The sequence below is a fragment of the Pseudomonas sp. RV120224-01b genome, from assembly GCF_003208145.1.
In the GTDB taxonomy this organism is placed as follows: domain Bacteria; phylum Pseudomonadota; class Gammaproteobacteria; order Pseudomonadales; family Pseudomonadaceae; genus Aquipseudomonas; species Aquipseudomonas monteilii.
On the sequence record NZ_QKMQ01000005.1, the window covers coordinates 243,872 to 265,131 of the forward strand.

21 protein-coding genes and 2 pseudogenes are annotated in these 21,260 nt (G+C 62.7%); 9 read left to right on the forward strand and 14 right to left on the reverse strand.

Annotation, left to right across the window (positions count from 1 at the left end; translation table 11 throughout):
• Nucleotides 1-296: 296 nt before the first annotated feature.
• The gene (locus N436_RS11150; protein WP_105948157.1) at nt 297-764 is read left to right on the forward strand and encodes a sterol desaturase family protein; all 468 of its coding nucleotides are present in this window, start codon (nt 297-299) and stop codon (nt 762-764) included.
• 15 nt (nt 765-779) lie between these two features.
• Here N436_RS11150 and N436_RS11155 read toward each other — a convergent pair whose 3' ends face one another.
• Entirely contained in the window at nt 780-1,673 is an 894-nt protein-coding gene (locus N436_RS11155) for a bile acid:sodium symporter family protein (RefSeq protein ID WP_060499397.1), read from the reverse strand.
• Nucleotides 1,674-1,857: 184 nt separating this feature from the next.
• Here N436_RS11155 and N436_RS11160 point away from each other — a divergent pair, with 184 nt between their 5' ends.
• The 5 genes and pseudogenes from N436_RS11160 to N436_RS11180 all read left to right on the forward strand — a co-directional run bounded on the left by N436_RS11160 (nt 1,858) and on the right by N436_RS11180 (nt 6,041).
• The gene (locus N436_RS11160; RefSeq protein ID WP_110741030.1) at nt 1,858-2,721 is read left to right on the forward strand and encodes a Dyp-type peroxidase; all 864 of its coding nucleotides are present in this window, start codon (nt 1,858-1,860) and stop codon (nt 2,719-2,721) included.
• Nucleotides 2,722-2,809: 88 nt separating this feature from the next.
• A complete protein-coding gene (locus tag N436_RS11165) occupies nt 2,810-3,718 on the forward strand; it encodes an aldo/keto reductase (RefSeq protein WP_110741031.1) in 909 nt (302 codons plus the stop codon).
• A gap of 4 nt (nt 3,719-3,722) precedes the next feature.
• Nucleotides 3,723-5,006, forward strand: coding sequence for an NTP/NDP exchange transporter (locus tag N436_RS11170; RefSeq protein WP_110741032.1), 1,284 nt, complete (start codon nt 3,723-3,725; stop codon nt 5,004-5,006).
• A 204-nt stretch (nt 5,007-5,210) separates the two neighbouring features.
• Nucleotides 5,211-5,336: pseudogene (locus N436_RS11175) on the forward strand (general stress protein); the annotation flags it as partial.
• A 117-nt stretch (nt 5,337-5,453) separates the two neighbouring features.
• Nucleotides 5,454-6,041 (forward strand): nucleosidase, encoded by a 588-nt coding sequence (locus tag N436_RS11180; protein ID WP_105948162.1) that lies wholly within the window; start codon nt 5,454-5,456, stop codon nt 6,039-6,041.
• Nucleotides 6,042-6,059: 18 nt separating this feature from the next.
• Here N436_RS11180 and N436_RS11185 read toward each other — a convergent pair whose 3' ends face one another.
• Genes N436_RS11185 through N436_RS11195 form a run of 3 tightly spaced genes read right to left on the reverse strand, consistent with a single transcriptional unit; the run spans nt 6,060 to nt 8,997 of the window.
• Nucleotides 6,060-7,013 carry a lysylphosphatidylglycerol synthase domain-containing protein gene (locus N436_RS11185; protein WP_110741033.1) on the reverse strand — a complete coding sequence of 318 codons (954 nt, stop codon included), beginning with the start codon at nt 7,011-7,013 and terminating at the stop codon, nt 6,060-6,062.
• Nucleotides 7,013-8,215, reverse strand: coding sequence for a cardiolipin synthase ClsB (gene clsB / locus N436_RS11190; RefSeq protein ID WP_110741034.1), 1,203 nt, complete (start codon nt 8,213-8,215; stop codon nt 7,013-7,015). The genes N436_RS11185 and clsB overlap by 1 nt, the downstream gene beginning before the upstream one ends.
• Nucleotides 8,212-8,997 (reverse strand): endonuclease/exonuclease/phosphatase family protein, encoded by a 786-nt coding sequence (locus tag N436_RS11195; protein WP_110741035.1) that lies wholly within the window; start codon nt 8,995-8,997, stop codon nt 8,212-8,214. The genes clsB and N436_RS11195 overlap by 4 nt, the downstream gene beginning before the upstream one ends.
• Nucleotides 8,998-9,166: 169 nt before the next feature.
• Between N436_RS11195 and N436_RS11200 the strand changes: the two genes are divergently transcribed.
• The 3 genes from N436_RS11200 (at nt 9,167) to N436_RS11210 (ending at nt 10,484) form a co-directional block, all read left to right on the forward strand.
• Entirely contained in the window at nt 9,167-9,718 is a 552-nt protein-coding gene (locus N436_RS11200; protein WP_110741036.1) for an ATP-dependent Clp protease proteolytic subunit, read from the forward strand.
• Between the two features lie 171 nt (nt 9,719-9,889).
• Nucleotides 9,890-10,099 carry a general stress protein gene (locus N436_RS11205; RefSeq protein ID WP_105948167.1) on the forward strand — a complete coding sequence of 70 codons (210 nt, stop codon included), beginning with the start codon at nt 9,890-9,892 and terminating at the stop codon, nt 10,097-10,099.
• A 115-nt stretch (nt 10,100-10,214) separates the two neighbouring features.
• Complete coding sequence (locus N436_RS11210) at nt 10,215-10,484, forward strand: DUF6555 family protein (RefSeq protein WP_105948210.1); 270 nt, start codon at nt 10,215-10,217, stop codon at nt 10,482-10,484.
• Between the two features lie 66 nt (nt 10,485-10,550).
• On the opposite strand, the gene paaZ is transcribed toward N436_RS11210, so the two are convergent.
• The 10 genes and pseudogenes from paaZ to paaK all read right to left on the reverse strand — a co-directional run bounded on the left by paaZ (nt 10,551) and on the right by paaK (nt 21,163).
• Nucleotides 10,551-12,605 carry a phenylacetic acid degradation bifunctional protein PaaZ gene (gene paaZ, locus N436_RS11215; protein WP_110741037.1) on the reverse strand — a complete coding sequence of 685 codons (2,055 nt, stop codon included), beginning with the start codon at nt 12,603-12,605 and terminating at the stop codon, nt 10,551-10,553.
• A gap of 37 nt (nt 12,606-12,642) precedes the next feature.
• Entirely contained in the window at nt 12,643-13,875 is a 1,233-nt protein-coding gene (locus tag N436_RS11220) for an OprD family porin (protein WP_110741038.1), read from the reverse strand.
• 39 nt (nt 13,876-13,914) lie between these two features.
• Nucleotides 13,915-15,483: pseudogene (locus N436_RS11225) on the reverse strand (cation acetate symporter); the annotation flags it as partial.
• Entirely contained in the window at nt 15,474-15,782 is a 309-nt protein-coding gene (locus N436_RS11230; RefSeq protein ID WP_016499671.1) for a DUF485 domain-containing protein, read from the reverse strand. The pseudogene N436_RS11225 and the gene N436_RS11230, both read right to left, overlap by 10 nt.
• A gap of 169 nt (nt 15,783-15,951) precedes the next feature.
• Nucleotides 15,952-17,028, reverse strand: a complete 1,077-nt coding sequence (paaE, locus tag N436_RS11235; RefSeq protein WP_110741040.1) for a 1,2-phenylacetyl-CoA epoxidase subunit PaaE — start codon at nt 17,026-17,028, stop codon at nt 15,952-15,954.
• Between the two features lie 15 nt (nt 17,029-17,043).
• Nucleotides 17,044-17,577 (reverse strand): 1,2-phenylacetyl-CoA epoxidase subunit PaaD, encoded by a 534-nt coding sequence (paaD, locus tag N436_RS11240; protein WP_016715219.1) that lies wholly within the window; start codon nt 17,575-17,577, stop codon nt 17,044-17,046.
• Entirely contained in the window at nt 17,564-18,322 is a 759-nt protein-coding gene (gene paaC / locus N436_RS11245; RefSeq protein ID WP_110741041.1) for a 1,2-phenylacetyl-CoA epoxidase subunit PaaC, read from the reverse strand. Before paaC ends, paaD begins: the two co-directional genes overlap by 14 nt.
• Before the next feature lie 8 nt (nt 18,323-18,330).
• Nucleotides 18,331-18,612, reverse strand: a complete 282-nt coding sequence (paaB, locus tag N436_RS11250) for a 1,2-phenylacetyl-CoA epoxidase subunit PaaB (RefSeq protein ID WP_004374528.1) — start codon at nt 18,610-18,612, stop codon at nt 18,331-18,333.
• 25 nt (nt 18,613-18,637) lie between these two features.
• Nucleotides 18,638-19,627, reverse strand: a complete 990-nt coding sequence (gene paaA / locus N436_RS11255) for a 1,2-phenylacetyl-CoA epoxidase subunit PaaA (protein WP_110741042.1) — start codon at nt 19,625-19,627, stop codon at nt 18,638-18,640.
• 216 nt (nt 19,628-19,843) lie between these two features.
• Nucleotides 19,844-21,163, reverse strand: coding sequence for a phenylacetate--CoA ligase PaaK (gene paaK / locus N436_RS11260; protein WP_104834707.1), 1,320 nt, complete (start codon nt 21,161-21,163; stop codon nt 19,844-19,846).
• Nucleotides 21,164-21,260: the final 97 nt, after the last annotated feature.

Here is a 21,260-nt window from a genome sequence, read left to right on the forward strand (position 1 = left end):
GGGGGTTACAGGAAACCACCGTCTTGCCAGGGCGGCCAGACAGTGCAGGACACTGCCGGGCTAGTACGCCACGCGGGCCTGTCGCAAGCGACTGGGGCTACTGTCCAAGGCAGGTCTCCTGTTGAGGAAGGCAAAATTGCGTCGCGGACCATACGCCCCGGGGCAGAGCAGGTCAAGGGCGAAAACATGACAAGGGCTTCATCCTTGAATGGCCAGCAGCCGGTCACGCCCACATGGAAAAAAACCTGGGCAGCCGTTACCCTTGCGCCTCTCTTTGCCATCACCCGGACCGTTCCATGCTGTTCAATCTCGCCGTACTGTTCGGCACCCTGGTGGCCATGGAGGGCGTTGGCACGCTGGCTCACAAGTACATCATGCATGGCTGGGGCTGGTGGCTGCACCGTTCGCACCATGAGCCTCAGTTGGGCATGCTCGAAACCAATGACCTGTACCTCGTGGCCCTGGGCCTGATCGCCACGGCACTGGTAGCGCTGGGCAAAAGCGGTTATGCACCCTTGCAGTGGGTGGGCGGTGGGGTTGCAGGGTACGGGGTGCTGTACGTGGTGGCCCATGACGGTTTTTTTCACCGGCACTGGCCGCGCAAGCCTCGGCCGGTCAACCGCTACCTCAAACGCTTGCACCGGGCGCATCGGTTGCACCATGCGGTGAAGGGGCGCACGGGAAGTGTCTCGTTCGGCTTCTTCTATGCGCCCCCATTGAAGGTGTTGAAGCAGCAGCTGCGCAGCAAGCGCAGCCAGCAGTAACTACCTGAACGGGCCTCAATTCACCGTTTCGCCTTCGGGTTGAGCCGCCACATGCCCACGGCTCACCCACCAGCCAAACCCCGCTGCCGTAAAGAACATGATCAGGCTATACAGCGCCGCCGGTACCGCCATGGTCGCGTTGTTCAGCAGCGAAGGGCTCAACGCCAAGGCAATGGCCAAGGTCCCGTTATGGATGCCGATTTCCATGCCAATGGCAATTGCCTGGCGTTTGGGAATATTCAACAGGCGCGGCACCCAGTAGCCCACTGCCAGGCTCAACAGGTTGAACAGCAGCGCCGCCAGGCCCACCACCGGCGCATACTCGACCACGGTCTGCCAGTCCTTGGCCAGGGCCAGGACGATGGTGAAGGCGAGGAACAGCGCGGCCACCAGCTTCATCGGTTTTTCCATGCGCGCGGCGAAAACCGGGGCGAAATGGCGAATCAGCATGCCCAGTGCCACCGGCAGCAGCACAATGGCAAACACCTGCATCACTTTGGCAAACTGCAGCGGAATGGCTTGATCCGAAGCCATGAACCAGCTCAACGACAGGTTCACGAGCAATGGCATGGTCAGGATTGCGATCAGCGAATTGACCGCCGTGAGGGTGATGTTCAGCGCCACATCGCCATGGGCAAGGTGGCTGAACAGGTTGGCCGTGGTGCCGCCTGGCGAGGCTGCCAACAGCATCAGCCCTACTGCAAGGGCCGACTCCAGGCCAAAACCGTTGGCGATCAGGAAGCACACCAGCGGCAGCAGCAGGATCTGGCAGGCCAGGCCCACCATCACCGGTTTGGGGTACTTCACGACGCGTGCGAAGTCCGCCAGGGTCAACGACAACCCAAGGCCGAGCATGATGATGCCCAAGGCTAGCGGCAGAACGGCGGTGAGCAAGGGCGAGGCTGTCATGGGCGGTCTCTTGGGCGAAGGATCTCGAGGAGTGTAGGCAGGCGCGGATTGATAGCTAATCGCAAAGGGCCAGCTATTGGTAACCATTTGTTACCAAGCGCAGCGGCTGGCCAGGCTGCATGCCGCGTTGCAGTAGGCCTGCAGGCGCAGTAGCATTCCTGTTTTTACCAAGGATTAGCCTGTCATGCCGTTCCAGCAAGGTCTGCTTGCCAACCCTGTGCCGGCCCATGCCCGTCACCTGTTCTTCACCCTGCAGTCGCCCGAAGCGTTGCCAGCTGCGCTCGATGCCTTGCTGCCGCAGGTTGATGGCGAACAGCTGCTGCTCGGTGTCGGCGCCCCGCTGGCCAAGGCCCTGGGCCGCGAAGTGCCGGGCCTGCGCGCCTTCCCGCAGCTGGATGCCGCCGTTGAAAACCCGAGCACTCAGCACGCCCTGTGGCTGTGGTTGCGCGGGAACGAGCGCGGCGACCTGCTGCTGCGCGCCAACGCCCTGGAGCAGGCGCTGGCACCGGCCCTGCGCCTGGTGGACAGCGTCGATGGCTTCCTGCACCGTGGCGGCCATGACCTGACAGGCTACGAAGACGGCACCGAAAACCCGGTGGACGAAGATGCGGTGCAGGCGGCCATTGCCAGCGATGGTTCCAGCTTTGCCGCGTTCCAGCTGTGGAAGCACGACCTTGACTACTTCAAGTCGCTGCCCCAGGCCGACCAGGACAACATTATCGGCCGCCGCCTGAGCGACAACGAAGAGCTCGACGATGCGCCCGAGTCCGCACACGTCAAGCGCACCGCCCAGGAAAGCTTCGAGCCCGAGGCGTTCATGGTGCGTCGCTCGGTCGCCTGGGCCGACCAGCGCGGTGCCGGCCTGGCCTTTGTCGCCCTGGGCCACAGCTTCGATGCATTCGAGGTACAACTGCGGCGCATGAGCGGCCTGGAGGACGGCATCATCGATGGCTTGTACCGCTTCAGCCGGCCACTGACCGGTGGCTATTACTGGTGCCCGCCGATGGGCGACGCGGGTGTCGACCTGAGCCAGCTGCTGCAGGCCTGATCACTAAACATCCAGATACAGAAACACCCGCTGGCGCGGAGCAGAGCGACTAGCCTTGAAAGTTTCCGATTCATGACGGGAGCTTTCCATGTACGCACGTCGTGATGTCCTACGCGCCAGTGCCGCCTTGAGCTTGCTGGCGGCGGCCCCTTGGCTGCATGCCGCCAGCCCGGCCGGCCTGCTGACCCGTAAAGTGCCGTCCACCGGTGAAGCGTTGCCGGTGATCGGTGCCGGTACCTCGGGCAGCTTCGAAGTGGACGCTGGCTCGGCTCAGTACGAGCAGCTCAAAATCGTGCTCAAGGCCTTTTTCGAAGGCGGTGGCCGGGTGATCGATACGTCGCCCAATTATGGTGGCGCCGACAGCATACTCGGCCAGTTGCTCGAGGAGGGTGGCTGGCACCGGCAGTGCTTCATAGCCACCAAAATCGCGGCCAACAGCCGGGCCGAGGCCGAAGCACAGTGGGCCGGCAGCCTGAAGAGCCTGCGTACCGACAAAGTCGACTTGCTGCAAATTCACAATCTGCGTGAGTGGCAGACCCAGCTGCCCTATGCCCGTGAGTTGAAGCAACAGGGCAAGACCCGTTACATCGGCCTCACCCATTACCTGAACAGTGGCCAGGACGAAGTCGCCCGCATCGTGCGCAGCGAGCCGCTGGACTTCATCCAGATCAACTACTCGGTCAACGCCCCCGACGCAGCCCGCGAACTGCTGCCGCTTTGCCAGGACAAAGGTATTGCGGTGCTGATCAACCGCGCTTTCGACGATGGCCGCCTGTTTGCCCGGGTCAAGGACCAGGCGTTGCCCGGCTGGGCCGCAGAAGCAGGCATCGGCAGCTGGGCGCAGCTGTTTCTGAAGTTTGCCATCAGCCATCCTGCGGTGACCACGGTCATCCCTGCCACCGGCCGGCCCGAACGCCAGCTCGACCAACTCAAGGCCGGGCATGAACCCCTGCTTAGCCAGGCGCAGCAACAGGCGCTGATCAAGCAGTTTGCCTGACACCATGCAAGCGTGGCGGCGGCGGCTCGATCAAGGGCTGAACATCAAGCCCGGCGAAGGGCCGGCGGTCATCGCCGGCTTGCTGCTGTTCTACCTGCTGTTCACCGGCTACTTCATGCTGCGCCCGGTGCGCGAAACCATGGGTATTGCCGGTGGGGTGGACAACCTGCAGTGGCTGTTCACCGGTACCTTCATCGCCACCCTGGCGTGCCTGCCACTGTTCGGCTGGCTGGCGTCCAGGGTGCAACGCAGGCTCATCCTGCCGTGGACCTATGGCTTCTTTGCCAGCAACCTGCTGCTGTTCGCCGTCCTGTTCGCAATTACCCCTGACGACTTGTGGGCGGCCCGGGGCTTCTACATCTGGCTGTCGGTATTCAACCTGCTGACCATCTCCCTGGCCTGGAGCGTGCTTGCTGATCTGTTTTCCACCGCCCAGGGCAAGCGTTTGTTCGGCCTGTTGGCCGCTGGGGCCAGCCTGGGCGGGCTGAGTGGCCCCCTGCTGGGCACCTTGCTGGTGGCGCCGCTGGGCCATGCCGGGCTGCTGGTGCTGGCGGCAGTATTGTTGCTGGGCAGCAGTGGCGCGGCCCTGTTCCTGCAACGCTGGCGAGCACGCCAACCTCTGCCGGGACACCCCCAACGCTCGGGATCGCGACCTTTGGGCGGCAACCCGTTTGCCGGTGCAACCGCCGTACTGTGCTCGCCGTATCTGCTGGGGATCGCGCTGTTCGTCGTGTTGCTGGCCAGCGTCAGCACCTTCTTGTATTTCGAGCAGGCACGCATCGTCAGCGAAACCTTTGCCGATCGCACCCGGCAAACCCAGGTGTTCGGCCTGATCGACACCGTCGTGCAAGCATTGGCCATCCTTACCCAGGTATTTCTCACGGGCCGCCTGGCGCGTCGGTTGGGCGTCGGGGTGTTGCTGGTAGCGGTGCCGCTGGTGATGGCTGTGGGCTTTGTATGGCTGGCGCTGGCCCCGGTGTTCGCGGCGTTCGTGGTGGTCATGGTGGTGCGCCGAGCTGGCGAATACGCACTGGTGCGGCCTGGGCGGGAGATGCTGTTCACTGTGCTGTCGGCCGAGGACAAGTACAAGGCCAAGAACTTCATCGATACGGTGGTCTACCGGGGTGGCGATGCCTTGAGCGGATGGGTCAAGCGGGCACTGGACGTGATGGGCGAGCACCCGCAACTGGCAATGCTGATAGGCGCATTGATTGCCTTGGGCTGGGCAGTGACCGGCGGCTGGCTTGGCCGCCGACAAGCACGCCTGGATAGCCCGCCGCACGACTGACAGGCGCCCCAAATATGGCGTTGTCGCTTATTTAACGCCACCGGTCCGAACCCTTCGCAATAAACCGAATCCCCCGAGGGGGCCGTACTCACAACCTGTGTACGGCAGCGTGCCGTGCACACCCAAGTCATACGAGGTTTCAAGACCATGGCCAACAAAGAAAACAGCCGTACCGGCAATCAACAAGGCAGCCAGGGTGGTAGCAAGAACCCGGGCAACTTCGCCAACGACCGAGAAAAGGCCTCCGAAGCCGGGCGCAAGGGCGGCCAGTCTTCGGGCAGCAACATGCCCCACGATCGCGAGTCGGGCCGCAAGGGCGGCCGCTCGTAAGTGACCTGATGGCAGTGCCGGGGCAACCTGGCACTGCAACGAACCGGGGGTTTGCAATTAGGCAAGGTTGGCTGACAATGGCGGCGCCCCTTGCAGCCACCCGGAATCATCTGCTCCATGATGCTGATCAAGCAATTCCCTGACATTTCGCTGGATGACACGCTCTTCGTCTTCGCCCTTGAGGCCGAGGCGGGCGATGTATTCACCGAGGTACGCACCGTATTCACGGGTATTGGCAAAGTGAATGCTGCCATCGCCCTGACCAAAGCCATTGCGGCGCAACGCCCAAAGCTGATCGTGAACCTGGGCTCGGCGGGCAGCCAGCGCCATGGCAAGGGCGAGGTGGTGTGCTGTAACCGCTTCGTGCAACGCGACATGGACGTGACCCCGCTGGGCTTTGCCCGTTATGAAACACCGCTGTCGGACATACCGGTGGTTCTGGAGCACGGCACCACAATTCCGGGCCTGGCGTTGGAAACCTGTGGTAGCGGTGACAACTTCGAGATCAACCATGGCGATGCGCCTTATGACGTGGTCGACATGGAAGCCTATGTGCTGGCGTTGATCGCGCGCGACGAACGCATTCCGTTTGTGTGCCTGAAGTACATTTCCGACGATGCCGGCAGCGAAGCTGCAGATGACTGGGCGGTGCAGGTGCATCTGGCGGCCGAGGCGTTCAAGCGGGTGCTGTTCAACCAGGGGTGATCCGTTCAACGGCCCTTGTCAGGTCTGGGCGGGCTTGTCACGCTGGCGCATGGCCTTGGCGCGTTTTTCCAGGATGAGGTAGGTAATCACGGCCAGCAGCAGCGGTAAGAGGTAGTACAACGTGCGATAGCCGAGCAGGGCAGCGACCAGCGTGCCTTGGGCCATTTGCCCGTGCAGCAAGGCCAGGAAAACCGCCTCCAGCACCCCCAGCCCGGCCGGGATATGTGCGACCACACCTGCCACGCAACTGATCAGCAGAATGCCCAGTATCGACGGGTAGAACGCTTCCCCCGGCAGCAACCAGAAGATCAGTAACGCCATCAGCGCCCAGTTGCTGGCACCCAGTACCACTTGGTACAGCGCCAGGCGCAGTGAAGGTAAAGTCACTTCGTGGTTGCGCCAGCGCCACGTGCGCTTTTTGGCAAAACCGCAGGCCAGCAGGTAGCTCACGGCAATACCGAGTAACAGCACACCGATCAGGCGCAGGCCGGTGGCACCCACCGCCCAGTTGCTGGGCAGCTCGACCAGGCCCAGGGCGAACACCGTGCCGGCCAGCAACATGTAGCCCATCCAGTTGGTCAGCAGGCCCAGGGTGAGAATGCGTGTGATGGTGGGCGTGTCCAGCCCCAGGCGGCTGTAAAGCCGGTAACGCAGGGCAACACCGCCCACCCAGGTCGTGAAATTGAGGTTGAATGCATAGCACACGAAAGCGATTGGCAGCACTTGCCGAACCGGCAAATGATGACCGGTGTAGGCCCGTGCCAGCAGGTCGTAACTGGCGAATGTCAGGTAGCTACACAGCGCAACTGCAAAGCCGATGACCAAGGTGCCGGGTTTGTACGCCAGCAACGATTGGCGCACTTCGTTCCAGTCCAGGTTGCGTGCCAGCAGGTAAAGCAGCACGGGTACCAGAATCAGGAACGCCATCGTCAACACGCGTTTGCCCCGGGCTTGCCAGTTTGTGCGCGGCATCAGGTATTGCCCTCGTGCAGGTCCGCCTGGGCCTCGACTTCCGGCTGTACCGAGCGCAAACGCTGACGGTGTGCCGGGAACCAGCCGGCAATGCGCGGGAAATGCCGAATTACGTGAAAACACACGAAGATCAACGGCGCCCGCCACCAGTAACCGCGAATCATGCGTTCCAGCGTGACCGGCTTGCACTGGTCGCAGGCCAAAGCCTGCAGATGCCGGTTGAGTTGCTGGTTGAACGCGCGGTCCCGGATGAACAGGTTGGCTTCCAGGTTGAACGACAGGCTCAAAGGATCGAGGTTGCTGGAGCCAACGGTGGCCCACTCGTCATCCACCAGCGCCACCTTGCCATGCAAAGGACGCTGGCAGTATTCGTGAATGGCCACGCCGTCGCGTAGCAGGTAGTTGTACAACAGCCGCGAGAGTGCCCGGACCCAGCGCATGTCGGGCTGGCCCTGCAGAATCAGCCGCACATCCACGCCACGTCGGGCCGCATTGCGCAGCTCACGCATCAGCCGGTAGCCCGGGAAAAAGTAAGCGTTGGCGACCACGATGCGCTGCCTGGCACCACGAAATGCCTCCAGGTAATGGTTTTCTATATCGGTACTGCGCAGCCCGTTGTCGCGTTCCACCAGCACGGCGCTGCTGGCCCCGGCGGGCTCGGTAACGGGCCGGACCGCGCTGGGCGGTTGCAACACCGTAGACATCAGGCGTTTGCTGGCCGCGTGCACCTGCGCCACCACCGGGCCGGCCACCTCCACGGCGTAGTCCTGCTTGGCCATGGCGCCAAAGTCGCTCAGGTGGTCGGCGCCATAGTTGATGCCGCCGATGAAGGCTCGCTCTCCGTCAATGACCACGATCTTGCGATGCAGGCGCCGAAACAGGTTGGTTCGCAGACCTACCAGGCGCGGCTGCGGGTCGAATGCATGGAGACTGACTCCCGCATCGGTCATGGCGGATATGAAGGCCGTTGGCAGATCGGCGGTGCCGTAACCATCCACCACCACCTCCACACGCACTCCGCGCCGGGCCGCTTCGATCAATACCTGTTGCAGTTGCTGGCCGACCTTGTCGTCAAAGATGATGAAGGTCTCAAGCAGTATTTCTTCTCGCGCCTGGGCCATCGCCTTGAACACACAGGGGTAATACTGCTCGCCATTGATCAGCAACTGCACGTTGTTGCCGTCTACCCAAGGTCGGTTCACAGGTTGATCTCCGCAGCCAATGGGGCATGGTCGGACAGATGCGACCACGGGTAGTTCGACAACACCTGGGCATTGCCCGGCATTGCATTGCGCAAGTAGATGCGGTCCAGCCGCAACAGCGGCAGGCGCGCAGGAAAGCTGCGCGCCGGGGAGCCAAAATGCTCGCCGAAGGCTTCTATCAAGTGTTCGCACAGCACGGCGTCGGCCTTCAGCCGCCAGTCGTTGAAGTCGCCGGCAATGATGACGGGCGCCTTTGGCGGCAAGCTGGTCAGCAGGTCCAGCAGCAGCTTTACCTGGCTTTGCCGGTGGGCCTCACGCAAGCCCAGGTGCACGCATATGGCATGCATCTGTTCGTGGCCCGGCACCTCCAGCTGGCAATGAAGCAGCCCGCGCTGCTCGTTGCCTTGCACCGAAACGTCCAGGTTGTTGTAGCTACGGATGGGGAACTTCGACAACAACGCATTGCCGTGATCGCCATGGGGGTATACGGCATTGCGGCCATAGGCGAACTGCGGCCACATGCTGTCGGCGAGAAACTCGTACTGGGGCGCTTCTGGCCAGGCGGGGTGGCGCAGGGCATGTCGTTCATGGCTACCGTGCACTTCCTGCAAAAACACCAGGTCGGCGCCGGTGGCGCGCACGGCTTCGCGCAGCTCCGGCAAGATGAAGCGCCGGTTGAAAAAGGTGAAACCCTTGTGCACGTTCAGCGTCAGCACATTGAGCCGGCGTACCGCGGTGACCTTGTCGATGATGCGGTTTGGGGCGGGCAGGGTCTTGTTCACAAGGCCCCCTCCATTCGGTTGCTTTGAGCGTGCGACCGGTGCAGACCACTTGGGGTTCAGCATGCATGACCAACGGAAACGTTGATGTCGGGTTGAACTTTGCGGCGGCTTGCGTTTCCACCGCATACCCGCCAGACCAAGGAATGACCTGCCTACCCTGGAGGCAAACATGGCACGACACATCATTCATTTCACCGGGCCGATCAACTCGTCAACCTGTGGCAACCTCATCAATACCTGTTCGCGGGCATTGCAACAGGGTGCCGAAGTGCTGCAGTTGAACATCGCCACCATGGGGGGCGAGTGCAGCTACGGGTTTACCCTGTACAACTTCCTGCGGGCGCTGCCGGTGCAGGTGCATACGCACAACCTGGGCACGGTGGAGTCGATGGGCAACATCCTGTTCCTGGCCGGTGAGCGGCGCACGGCCTGCAGTTTCAGCAAGTTTCTGTTCCATCCGTTTCATTGGACCTTGCATGGTGCGGTGGACCACTCGCGGATGGCCGAGTATGCAATGAGCCTGGATTATGATTTGCAGCTGTATGCGCAGATCGTTGCCGAACGGACTGCGGGGGCGGCCGAGGTGCTGGATGTGCCACGGTACCTGATGGCGAACCCGCGAATACTGGGGCCACGGGAGGCGCTGGAAAACGGGATGATCCATGCCATTGATGAAATGCCGATCGAGCGGGATGCGGTTCAGTGGAGCGTGCACGCCTGATGAGCCAATTCCACAAGGCATGTACGCCACGCAAACTTCTTGGCTCCGTGTATTTCGTGCCACTGGTCAGTCGGTGAGAAATACATTGAGCAGAGCCCGTGTTCAGCGCCTCGTAACTTAGGCATGGCGCGAATCCATGCAATTCGCCAATCCCTCGCAAGGAGAAACGACATGGCACAGGACCAAGCGCAAACACGCCAGCGTGGTGGCAGCAAAGAAACCAATCCAGGTAATTTCGCCAATGACCGGGAGCGTGCTTCCCGCGCCGGGCAGAAGGGTGGCCAGGCTTCTGGCGGCAATTTTGCCAATGATCGCCAACGGGCGTCGGAAGCGGGCCGCAAAGGCGGGCAGAACAGTCACGGGGGCGGCCGCAGCCAGTGATTGAGCGGGCCGGGTGTCGGGTTGCGGGCTGCAATTGTTCGACAAAATTTTGAATTATCTGGCCCTGCCCGAATCAATCAGGTTGTCATCCATGGAGAAGAGGAGGCCCCCTGCGATGCCTAGCCCACAACTGTACATCATCGATTACCAACTGCATGGCCAGCCGCGCAGTTTCATCATTCGTCTGGAGCGGTTGGACAATGCCGAGGCCTGGCATTGGGCAAGTTGCGATGCGGGCATCGGCATCATTCCCAAGTTCGGGCGCGAGAAGATCAGGAAGATCAGCCGGCCCATGGCCGAGCGCTACGGGATTACCGCCGTGACGTGGCGGATTTCAGGGAGCAAGCCGAACCAGTCGGTGGGGGATCCAGCGGCAATGCGATGATGCCACACGTGACGCTGCCGGCCACTTCGCGGTTGAACCCGTGAAGTGGCCGGCGAGGTCAAGCCATCACTCGGGCTGCTTCAGCACCAGGGTCAGGATGTCATAACTGGCCACCAGTTCACCCAGCTGGTTAGTGACTTCCACATCCCACGCCACCACACCCTGCGGCTGGCCCAACGGGCTGGTCTTGCCTTGGTCGATCTTGCGCTTGCAGGTCAAGCGCGCCTGGATGGTGTCGCCGATACCCACCGGGTTGATGAAGCGCAGGGTGTCCAGGCCATAGTTGGCCAACACCGGCCCGGCACCTGGCGACACGAACAGGCCGGCTGCCGCCGACAGCACGAAGTAGCCATGGGCAATGCGCTTGCCAAACTGCGATTCCTTGGCCGCGATTTCGTCGAAATGCATGTAGAAGTGGTCACCCGACAGGCAGCCGAAGTTGACCAGGTCGGCTTCGGTCACCGTGCGGCGGTGGGTCAGCAGCGACTCGCCGATGCGCAGTTGCTGGAAGTAGCGGCGGAACGGGTGGACTTCGGTTTCGATCACTTCGCCACCGCGTACGTATTCGCCGGTGACTGCCGTGAGCATGCTCGGCGAGCCCTGGACAGCGGCACGCTGCAGGTAGTGCTTGACCGCACGCAGGCCACCCAGCTCTTCACCACCACCGGCCCGGCCAGGGCCGCCGTGCTTGAGTTGCGGCAGTGGCGAGCCGTGGCCGGTGGACTCCTTCGCGGCCTCGCTGTCGAGCACCAGCAGGCGACCATGCCAGGCAGCCGCCACCGGAATGGCCTTGGCAGCCACGCTACGGTCGGCGGTGACCAGGGTTGCCACCAGGCTGCCTTTGCCCCGTGCGGCCAGCGCCAAGGCTTCGTCAAGGTCATCGTAAGCCATCAGCGTGCTGACCGGGCCGAACGCTTCGATGTCGTGGGCGCCGCCTTCGGCGTGCGGGTCGCGGGCTTGCAGCAGGGTCGGGGCGAAGAACGCCCCCTCGGCCACACCTTCGCCGCGCGGGGCAAAGCCATCGCTGGCGCCGAACAGCTGGTCACAGCTTTGCAGCAGGCTGCGCACCCGCTCGGCCACGTCGTGCTGCTGGTCATGGGAGGCCAGGGCACCCATGCGCACGCCTTCCAGCGAGGGGTCGCCAACCACGACTTTGCTCAGGCGCTCGCGCAAGCGTGTGGCAACGGCATCGATGTGCCTGGCCGGCACAATGGCCCGGCGGATGGCCGTGCATTTCTGCCCTGCCTTGGTGGTCATTTCACGCACCACCTCTTTGATATACAGATCGAACTCTTCGCTGTCCGGGCTTACGTCCGGCCCGAGGATGGCACAGTTCAGCGAGTCCGCCTCTGCGGTGAAAGGTACCGAATTACGTATCAGGTTCGGCGTGACGCGCAATTTGGCAGCGGTATCGGCAGAGCCGGTGAAGGTCACTACATCCTGACCTTGCAGGCGGTCGAGCAAGTCGCCTGTGCTGCCGATCACCAGTTGCAGGCTACCTTCCGGCAGCAGGCCGGAGGCGTTCATCAGGCGTACGACGGCTTCGGTCAGGTAGCTGGTGGCGGTCGCAGGCTTGACGATACAAGGCATGCCGGCCAGGAAGGTCGGCGCGAATTTTTCCAGCATGCCCCAGATGGGGAAGTTGAACGCGTTGATGTGCACCGCAACGCCTGCACGCGGCACCAGAATGTGGCTGCCGGCGAAATGGCCTTGTTTGCCCAGCGCAATGGCAGGGCCTTCGTGCACCAGGTTACCCGACGGCAACTCACGGCTGCCAATGCCCGCGTACGAGAACAACGTGGCGTTACCGCCCTCGATGTCGATCCAGCTGTCGGCACGGGTAGCGCCGCTGTGGTGGGACAGGGCGTAAAGCTGTTCTTTGCGTTCGGCCAGGTACAAGGCCAGGGCTTTGAGGCGCTGGGCGCGTTGCTGGAAGTCCATGGCCATCAAGCTGGCAAGGCCACGGGCTCGGGCGTAGTCCACGGCTTCGGCGAAGTCCGGGCGCTCTTCATGGCTGTAGGCAAGCACGTGGCCGTCGAGGGCACTGCGCAGGGCCTGAGCGCCATGCTGGCCCAGCCAACGGCCGGCAATGAAGCTTTGCAGGGTAGGGGCGGCAGACATGCTGTTCTCCATGCTGTTCAAATGTAGGGGCGCGCTGTTACCACAGCGCCAGGGTGTAGCCGATGATCAGGCGGTTTTCGTCCACGGCATTGGTCAGGCCGTTGCCGGAACGGAAAGTGACATTGCGCCAGCGCAGGCTCACGTCTTTGAACGGGCCGCTCTGGATGACGTAGGTGATGTCGGTGTCGCGTTCGCGCTCGCGGCCATTGCTGACGGTGGCGGTTTCGGCGTGGCGGCCGTCGGTGTAGCGGGTCATGAAACTCAGCCCGGGGATGCCCATCGCCACAAAGTCGTAGTCATAGCGCACTTGCCATGAGTCCAGCCCGGCACGGGTGAAGGTGTTGTAGGTGACCAGGTTGACCGTAAAAGGGTCGCCGCCGTTGACGAACGGGAAAGCGCTGTCGCCGGACATCTGCTGCCAGGTGGCGGTGAACTTGTGCGCCCGCACGCCGAGGGTGAACATGGCGTTGAAGTTGCGGTTGTCGATGTTGCCGGCACGCTCGGCGCCGTCGTTGCGGCTGTCGAAGTAGCGCAGGTCGCTGCGCAGGCTCACACCTTCGCTCAATGGGCGGGTATCGATCAGGCCCACGAACTGCTGGCGGTAGATGTCTTCGAGCTTGGCGTAGTAGTAGCTGACGCTGGTTTGCGGGGTGATGGCATAGCTGCCACCGCCGAAGTCCAGGTGGTCGCTGGTAGCAGCGCCGTAGCCAATGTCGTCCCGGCCCGAGGAATCGCGCAGGTTGGCCTTGGTCAGGCGGCCGGCGTTGAAGGTGAGGCCATCAAGGTCCTGGCTGGTCAACAGGCCACCCTGGAAGGTGGACGCCAACAGGCGGGTGTCGTTGTAGACCACCACCGGCAAGATGGGTTGCAGTGTGCCCAGGCGCAGTGTGCTCTTGGACACGCGCACCTTGCCGGTCAGGCCCAGTTCGCTGTAGTCATCGACCGGCTCATGGCTGTTCGGGCCAAAGGGCAGCAGGCCGGTGTTGCGGCGGTCGCGACTGGAGTCGAGCTTGATACCCAGCTGGCCCATGGCATCGACGCCAAAACCGACCGGGCCTTCGGTAAAGCCCGACTCCAGCTTGGCGGTAAAGCCCTGGCCCCATTCCTCGGCCTTGGCCTGCGGGGCATTGCTTTGGCGGAAGTCGCGGTTGATATAGTGGTTACGCAGCTCCAGCCGTGCGTGGCTGTCGCTGATGAAGTCTGCCATCGCTGGCAATGGCAGTGCGAGGGTGGCCAGCCAGGCAGCTGACATGAAGTGCGTGCGGTTCATTGTTGTTGTTTTACCCGACATGATTGTTCGTCCTTGAAGTCAGTGCTTGCTGGCGCCGGCGGCGCCGATACCTGTCATGGAGCGGATGAACTGGGCCAGGTAGCGGCCGCGCTCTTCAGTGGCGCGCTCGGAGCTGTCGGTGACCGAGAACACCCAGGCGCTGAGGAACGCCAGGCTCATGGAGAACAACGCCGGGTTGCTGTAAGGGAACAATGCTGTTTCGTTGTGCAGCACGTTGACCCACACCGCCGGGCCAAGCACCACCAGCAGCACGGCCGAAACCAGGCCAGCCATGCTGCCGCATACCGCGCCACGGGTGGTCAGCCCCTTCCAGAACATCGAGAGCAGCAGCACCGGGAAATTGACCGAGGCAGCCACTGCCAGTACCAGGCCGGAGAGGAAGGCGATGTTCTGCGACTCGAACAGCAGGCCGAGGATCACCGCCAGCAGGCCGATCAGCAGGGTGGCGATACGCGACACACGCATTTCTTCCTGCTCGGTGGCCTTGCCTTGACGGAACACGCAGGCGTACAGATCGTGGGACACGGCCGATGCGCCAGACAGCGCCAGGCCGGCAACCACGGCCAGGATGGTGGCGAAGGCCACGGCAGAGATGAAACCAAGGAACAGGTTGCCGCCCACGGCCTGGGCCAGGTGCACGGCGACCATGTTGCCGCCGCCGATGATGGCGCCGGTGGCATCGCGGTAGGACGGCTCGGTACCGACCATGACAATGGCGCCAAAGCCAATGACGATCAGCAGCAGGTAGAAGTAGCCGATAAAGCCGGTGGCATAGAACACGCTCTTGCGTGCTTCCTTGGCGTCGCTCACGGTGAAGAAGCGCATCAGGATATGCGGCAGGCCAGCGGTGCCGAACATCATGCCCAGGCCAAGGGAAATGGCATCAATCGGGTTGGACAGCAAGCCACCCGGGGCCATGATCGCCTGCCCCTTGGCATGCACGGCCACGGCGCTGGCGAACATGGCTTCGGTGCTGAAGCCAAAATGCCTGAGCACCATGAAGGCCATGAAGCTGGTGCCCGACAGCAGCATGACGGCCTTGATGATCTGCACCCAGGTGGTGGCGAGCATGCCGCCGAAGGTGACGTAGGCCACCATCAACACGCCGACCAGCATGACCGCGTACAGGTAGCTGATGCCGAACAGCAGCTCGATCAGCTTGCCGGCGCCGACCATCTGCGCGACCAGATACATCAATGCAACGACCAAGGTGCCGAACGCCGATGTGAGGCGTACCGGCGTTTGTGCCAGGCGGTAGCTGACCACGTCGGCGAACGTGTACTTGCCCAGGTTGCGCAGGCGCTCGGCGATCAGGAACAGTATGATCGGCCAGCCGGCCAGCACGCCAAGGGCATACAGCAGGCCGTCGTAGCCGTTCATGAACATCATGGCCGAGATGCCCAGGAAGGAAGCGGCACTGATCATGTCGCCAGCGATCGCCAGGCCGTTCTGCATGCCGGTCAGCCCCCCGCCGGCGGTATAGAAGTCGCTGGCCGAGCGGGTGCGCAGGGCAGCCCAGCGGGTGACCAGCAGGGTGAAGCAGACGAACACCATGAACATCGAGATGGCTGTCCAGTTCATTGTGCGCACTCCTGCTTGACCTTTTCGTTGAGCGGGTCGAGCACGTTGTTGGCGCGGTGCACGTAGATGCCGGTCAGGGCGAAGGACAGCAGCACCATCAGCACACCCACCAGCATGCCCACGGTGGTCACGCCGCCGCTGAGGGACTGGCCGAGGGTGCTGGGCGAAAACGCCACCAGCAGGACGAAGCCGTAGTAGATCACCAGCATGGCCAGGGTCAGGCTGCCGTTGAGGCGGCGTTTGCGCCGTACCAGGTGCTGGAAGTCGGGGTGGTTGGCGATGCTTTCTATGCGTTCGGGTGTCATGGGTTGCGATCTCTGGGTGTTGTAATTGTTTTGTTGAGGTCACGCGGGTGTTGCGGTGTCGCTGATGGCCTCTTCGCGGGCTTGCCCGCTCCCACAGGTATGGCGTTGCTCTACGCCTTTGTGCGGTCCCTGTGGGAGCGGGCGCGCCCGCGAAGCAAGCGACTCGGTCTCAAAGCTGGTCGAAATCGAGGACCACTTTGTCGCTCACCGGGTAGGTCTGGCACGACAGCACATACCCGGCCGCCACTTCGTAGTCCTCCAGGGCATGGTTGCTGTCCATTTCCACTTCGCCTTCGATCACCCGGCACTTGCAGGTAGAGCACACGCCGGCCTTGCAGGAGTAGGGCAGCTCGGCGCCGATGGCATTGCCGGCGTCCAGCACGTTCTGGGTGTTGCGTGGCAAGTCGAAGGTGAGCGCGCGTCCGTCGCTGATCACGGTGATGTGGCTGAGCGCCGCGTCCACCTGGCGCGCCGCTTCGCGGGCTTCACGTCGTGCTTCGTTACCGGCAGCGGCGAACAGCTCGAAATGGATGCGCTCCTTGCTTAGGCCGTTGGCCTGCAAGCTGTCGCGTACGGTCTCGGTCATCGCCTGGGGGCCGCAGATGAAGGCCGCGTCCAGGCCTGGAACGTCCAACCAGCGCGAAAACAGCTGGCCGCACTTGTCAGCGTCGATGCGACCGTTGTAAAGGTCGACATCCTGCTGCTCGCGGCTGAATACGAAAATCAGGTTCAGGCGGTCGAGGTACCGGTTTTTAAGGTCTTCGAGCTTGTCGCGGAACAGCGCGCCAGAGCTGGAACGGTTGCCGTACAGCAAGGTGAAGCGGCTGTGCGGTTCACTGTCCAGGGTGGTGCCAATGATCGACAGGATCGGGGTAATGCCGCTGCCGGCGGCCACGCCCAGGTAATTGCCGTGGCGGGAAGGGTCCAGCGGCACGAAGAAGCTGCCCGATGGCGGCATCACGTCCAGTTGCTGGCCGGCTTTGAGCACATCATTGGCAAACGCCGAGAAACGCCCGCCTGGCACGCGTTTTACGGCCACGCGCAGCTCGCCGTCCTGGACAGCGCTGCAGATGGAGTAGGAACGGCGGACTTCTTCGTTGTCCAGCCGGGTACGCATGACCAGGTACTGGCCCTGGGTGAAACGGAACTGCGCTTGCAGGTGCTCGGGCACGTCGAAGGCAATCGAGACCGCGTCACGGGTCTCGTTGCGCACTTGCTTGATGGTCAGGCTGTGAAACTGGCTCATGGCATTCTCCACGGCTCAAATGCATTTGAAATAGTCGAACGGCTCCAGGCACTCGCGGCAGCGGTACAGCGCCTTGCACGCGGTGGAGCCGAACTGGCTGAGCAATTCGGTATGGGCGCTGCCGCATTGTGGGCAGCACACTTGGGGCACTTCGCCCAGCAGGCTTCGCTTGCTGGCGCTGCCTTGGGGGGGCGCAATGCCGTAAGCCCGAAGGCGCTCGCGGCCCAGTTCGCTGATCCAGTCAGTGCTCCATGCCGGGGTCAGCCGGCGCTCAAGGTCTGGCGCGGCAAAACCGGCCTGTTCCAGCGCCTGGCGGATATCACCTTCGATCACCTCGGTGGCCGGGCAACCGGAGTAGGTCGGGGTAACCACCAGGTGCAGGTGGCCGGCGCGCCAGTCGAGATCGCGAACGATCCCCAGGTCGACCACGCTGACCACGGGCACTTCCGGGTCCATGACCTGGCCAAGCACCGCCCATGCCCGGGCCAGGTCGTCGCCTTGCAGCGCCCGCGCACCCCGGTCGCCGGCAATCAGCTCACCAGGTTGCATCGGGGTAGGCCCTTGGCAGGAACTGCATTTCGGCCAACAACAGGCCCAGGTGCTCGGTGTGCAAGCCTTTGCGACCGTCCAGGTAGAAGTGGCTGGCAGCCTTTGGCAGCGGCAGTTCGACCGAGGCGAAGGTTTCGCTCACCTGCTTGAGCCAGGCTGCCCCCACGGCGGCGGGGTCGGCAGCGATACCCGCTTTGGCCAGCTGCACTTCATTGTCGCTGCCAGCCGTCAGCTCGACCGTGAAACGCCACAGTGCCGCAATGGCGGCAAGCATGCGCTGGCGGCTTTCCTCCGTGCCGCCACCCAAACGCTGTACCCACTCACTGGAGCGGCGCAGGTGGTAGGTGACCTCCTTCAAGGCCTTGGCGGCGATACCGGCGATACGTTCATCGCTGGAGCCAGCCAACCCCTGCAGCAGGGCGAAGTGCCAGGCGTCGTAGAGGAACTGCTTGGTCATGGTCACGGCGTAATCGCCGTTAGGCTGCTCGACCAGCAGCAGGTTGCGGTAGGCTCGCTCGTCACGGCGGAAGGCCAGGGCATCGGCGTCGCGGCCGTCATCCAGCAGCTCAGCGGCGTACTCCAGCCAATTGCGCGCCTGGCCGACCAGGTCGAGGCCGACGTTCATCAGGGCCAGTTCTTCTTCGATGGCCGGGGCGTGGCCACACCACTCGCAAAGGCGCTGGCCTTGTACCAGGGCACTGTCGCCAAGCAGCAGCAGGTAGGGGATAAGGGCTTCGTTGTGCATGGCCAACCTCACATGTGTCCGACTTCGTCGGGCAGTTCGTAGAAGCTGGCATGGCGGTAGACCTTGTCGTCCGAAGGGGCGAACAGCGGGTCTTTCTCGTCGGGGGACGACGCGGTGATCAGCGCCGAGGGCACCACCCACAGGCTTACGCCTTCGCTGCGGCGGGTGTACAGCTCGCGGGCGTTCTCGATGGCCATGGCGGCATCGGCGGCGTGCACACTGCCGACGTGCTTGTGGTTAAGGCCGTGCTTGCTGCGCACGAACACTTCGTAGAGGGTCCAGACAGACATTTTCGATCTCCGCATCAATCGCCGCTCAGGCGGCGTTCTTGTTCTGTTGCTTGCGCGCGTAGGCCACAGCGGCCTCGCGTACCCAGGCACCGTCCTCGATGGCCTTGCGCCGGGTGGCGACACGTTCCTGGTTGCACGGGCCATTGCCCTTGATCACTTCGTAGAACTCGTCCCACTGGATTTCGCCAAAGTCGTAGTGACCGCGGTCGGCGTTCCACTTCAGCTCCGGGTCGGGGGCAGTGCAGCCGAGCAGTTCGAGCTGCGGCACGGTCTGGTCGATGAAGCGCTGGCGCAGCTCATCGTTGGTCTGGCGCTTGATCTTCCAGGCCATGGACTGGGCGCTGTTCGGGGAATGTTCGTCGCTGGGGCCGAACATCATCAGCGAGGGCCACCACAGGCGGTTGATGGCGTCCTGCACCATGTCGCACTGGGCCTGGGTACCGTGGCGCATCATGGTCAGGAGGATTTCGTAGCCCTGGCGCTGGTGGAAGCTTTCTTCCTTGCAGATACGGATCATCGCGCGGGAGTAGGGGCCGTAGGAGGTGCGCTGCAAGACCACCTGGTTGACGATCGCGGCGCCATCCACCAGCCAGCCCACGGCACCCATGTCGGCCCAGCTGAGCGTGGGGTAGTTGAAGATGCTCGAATACTTGGCCTTGCCGCTGTGCAGCTTGGCGATTTCTTCATCGCGGTCGGCGCCCAGGGTTTCCATGGCGCTGTACAGGTAGAGGCCGTGGCCGGCTTCGTCCTGGATCTTGGCCATCAGTTGCAGCTTGCGTTTGAGGCTGGGGGCGCGGGTGACCCAGTTGCCTTCGGGCAACATGCCGACGATTTCCGAATGGGCGTGCTGGGAGATCTGCCGGATCAAGGTCTGGCGGTAGGCCTCGGGCATCCAGTTCTTGGCTTCGATCTTGATTTCAGCGTCGATCTTTTCCTGGAAGTTGCGCTCTTCGGGCGACATCTCTTCCAGCGACTTGACGCGCTTGACTTCGGTTTCCACTAGCTGTGCGTACATGTGCTGCGACTCCTGCTAAGGCATGAGTCATTTGTAAGCGATACAAAACATAACGTCAAACTGTTTTGTGTGTATCAAATAAGATTTGTGTATCGCTTTCAGGCCCCGTCGCGGGCAAAACCGTCCCCCGAAGGGATCTCGCAGCCCCTGTGAGGGCATGCAACACGCAAAAAAAAGCCCCGGACTGAGCCGGGGCCGAAAAGGCAGCCGAATGAATCAGCTGGCCAACCGTTTATCAAACACGTGGCAGGCCTTGCCCTCGGAGCGCTTGAGCGTGCCGCAAGGCTGCAGGTGCACCTGGGTGCTGATGCCAATGTAGGTCTTGATCTGCTTGCTCAGCTCACCGATCACCTGCTTGCGCTGGCCGTCATCGAGGTGCTGGCACTCCCCGCGCAACTCCACGTGCACCTCGACACTGTCCAGGTTGCCATTACGATACAGATGGATCTCATAAAGCTCAGAGAGTTGTTTTATTTTAAGCACCTGCTCCTCGATTTGGGTCGGGAACACGTTGACCCCGCGAATGATCAGCATGTCGTCGCTGCGACCGGTAATCTTGCCGATCCGCCGCATCGGGCGAGCGGTGCCCGGTAGCAGCCGTGTTAGGTCGCGGGTGCGGTAGCGCACCATCGGCAACGCCTCTTTGCTCAGCGAGGTGAACACCAGCTCGCCGAGCTGGCCGTCTGGCAGCACTGCGCCGGTGACCGGGTCGATGATCTCGGGGTAGAAGTGGTCCTCCCAGATGGTCGGGCCGTCCTTGGTTTCGATGCACTCCATTGCCACCCCAGGGCCCATGATTTCCGACAGGCCATAGATGTCGAGGGCATTGATGCCCAGCCGCCCTTCGATCGAGCGGCGCAGCTCGTCGGTCCAGGGTTCAGCACCGAAAATGCCCAGCCGCAGCTTGAGGTCGTGCGGGTCGATGCCCTGGCGCTCGATCTCGTCAGCCAGGTTGAGCATGTAGGAGGGGGTGACCATGATGATGTCAGGCTGGAAGTCGCGAATCAGCTGCACCTGCTTCTCGGTCTGGCCGCCAGACATCGGGATTACCGTGCAGCCGAGGCGCTCGGCGCCGTAATGCGCGCCAAGGCCGCCCGTGAAAAGCCCATAGCCGTAAGAAACGTGCACCTTGTCACCTTTACGCCCTCCGGCCGCGCGGATCGAGCGGGCGACGACATTGGCCCAGGTGTCGATGTCATTCTGCGTATAGCCAACCACCGTCGGCTTGCCTGTAGTGCCGCTTGAGGCGTGCAGGCGCACCACCTCTTCCTGAGGCACGGCGAACATCCCGTAGGGGTAGTTGTCACGCAGGTCGTTCTTGCCGGTGAAGGGGAACTTCGCCAGGTCTTCAAGGCTTTTGAGGTCGTCGGGGTGGGCGCCGCACTCGGCAAAGCGCTTGCGGTACAGCGGTACATTGTCGTAGGCGTGCTTCAGGCTCCAGCGCAGCCGCTCCAGCTGGTGCTGACGCAGGGCATCGACGCTGGCGGTTTCCATCGGGTCCAGCAGGGCACGATCGGCATCATGGTACATGTTCATGGCTTCACTCGAATTGTTCTTGTACGCCGCGCGGCACCGGTTGCAGGCCGTGCGGTGAGTGTCATGAGCGCAGCATATACGGCTGCGTTCGGTTGGG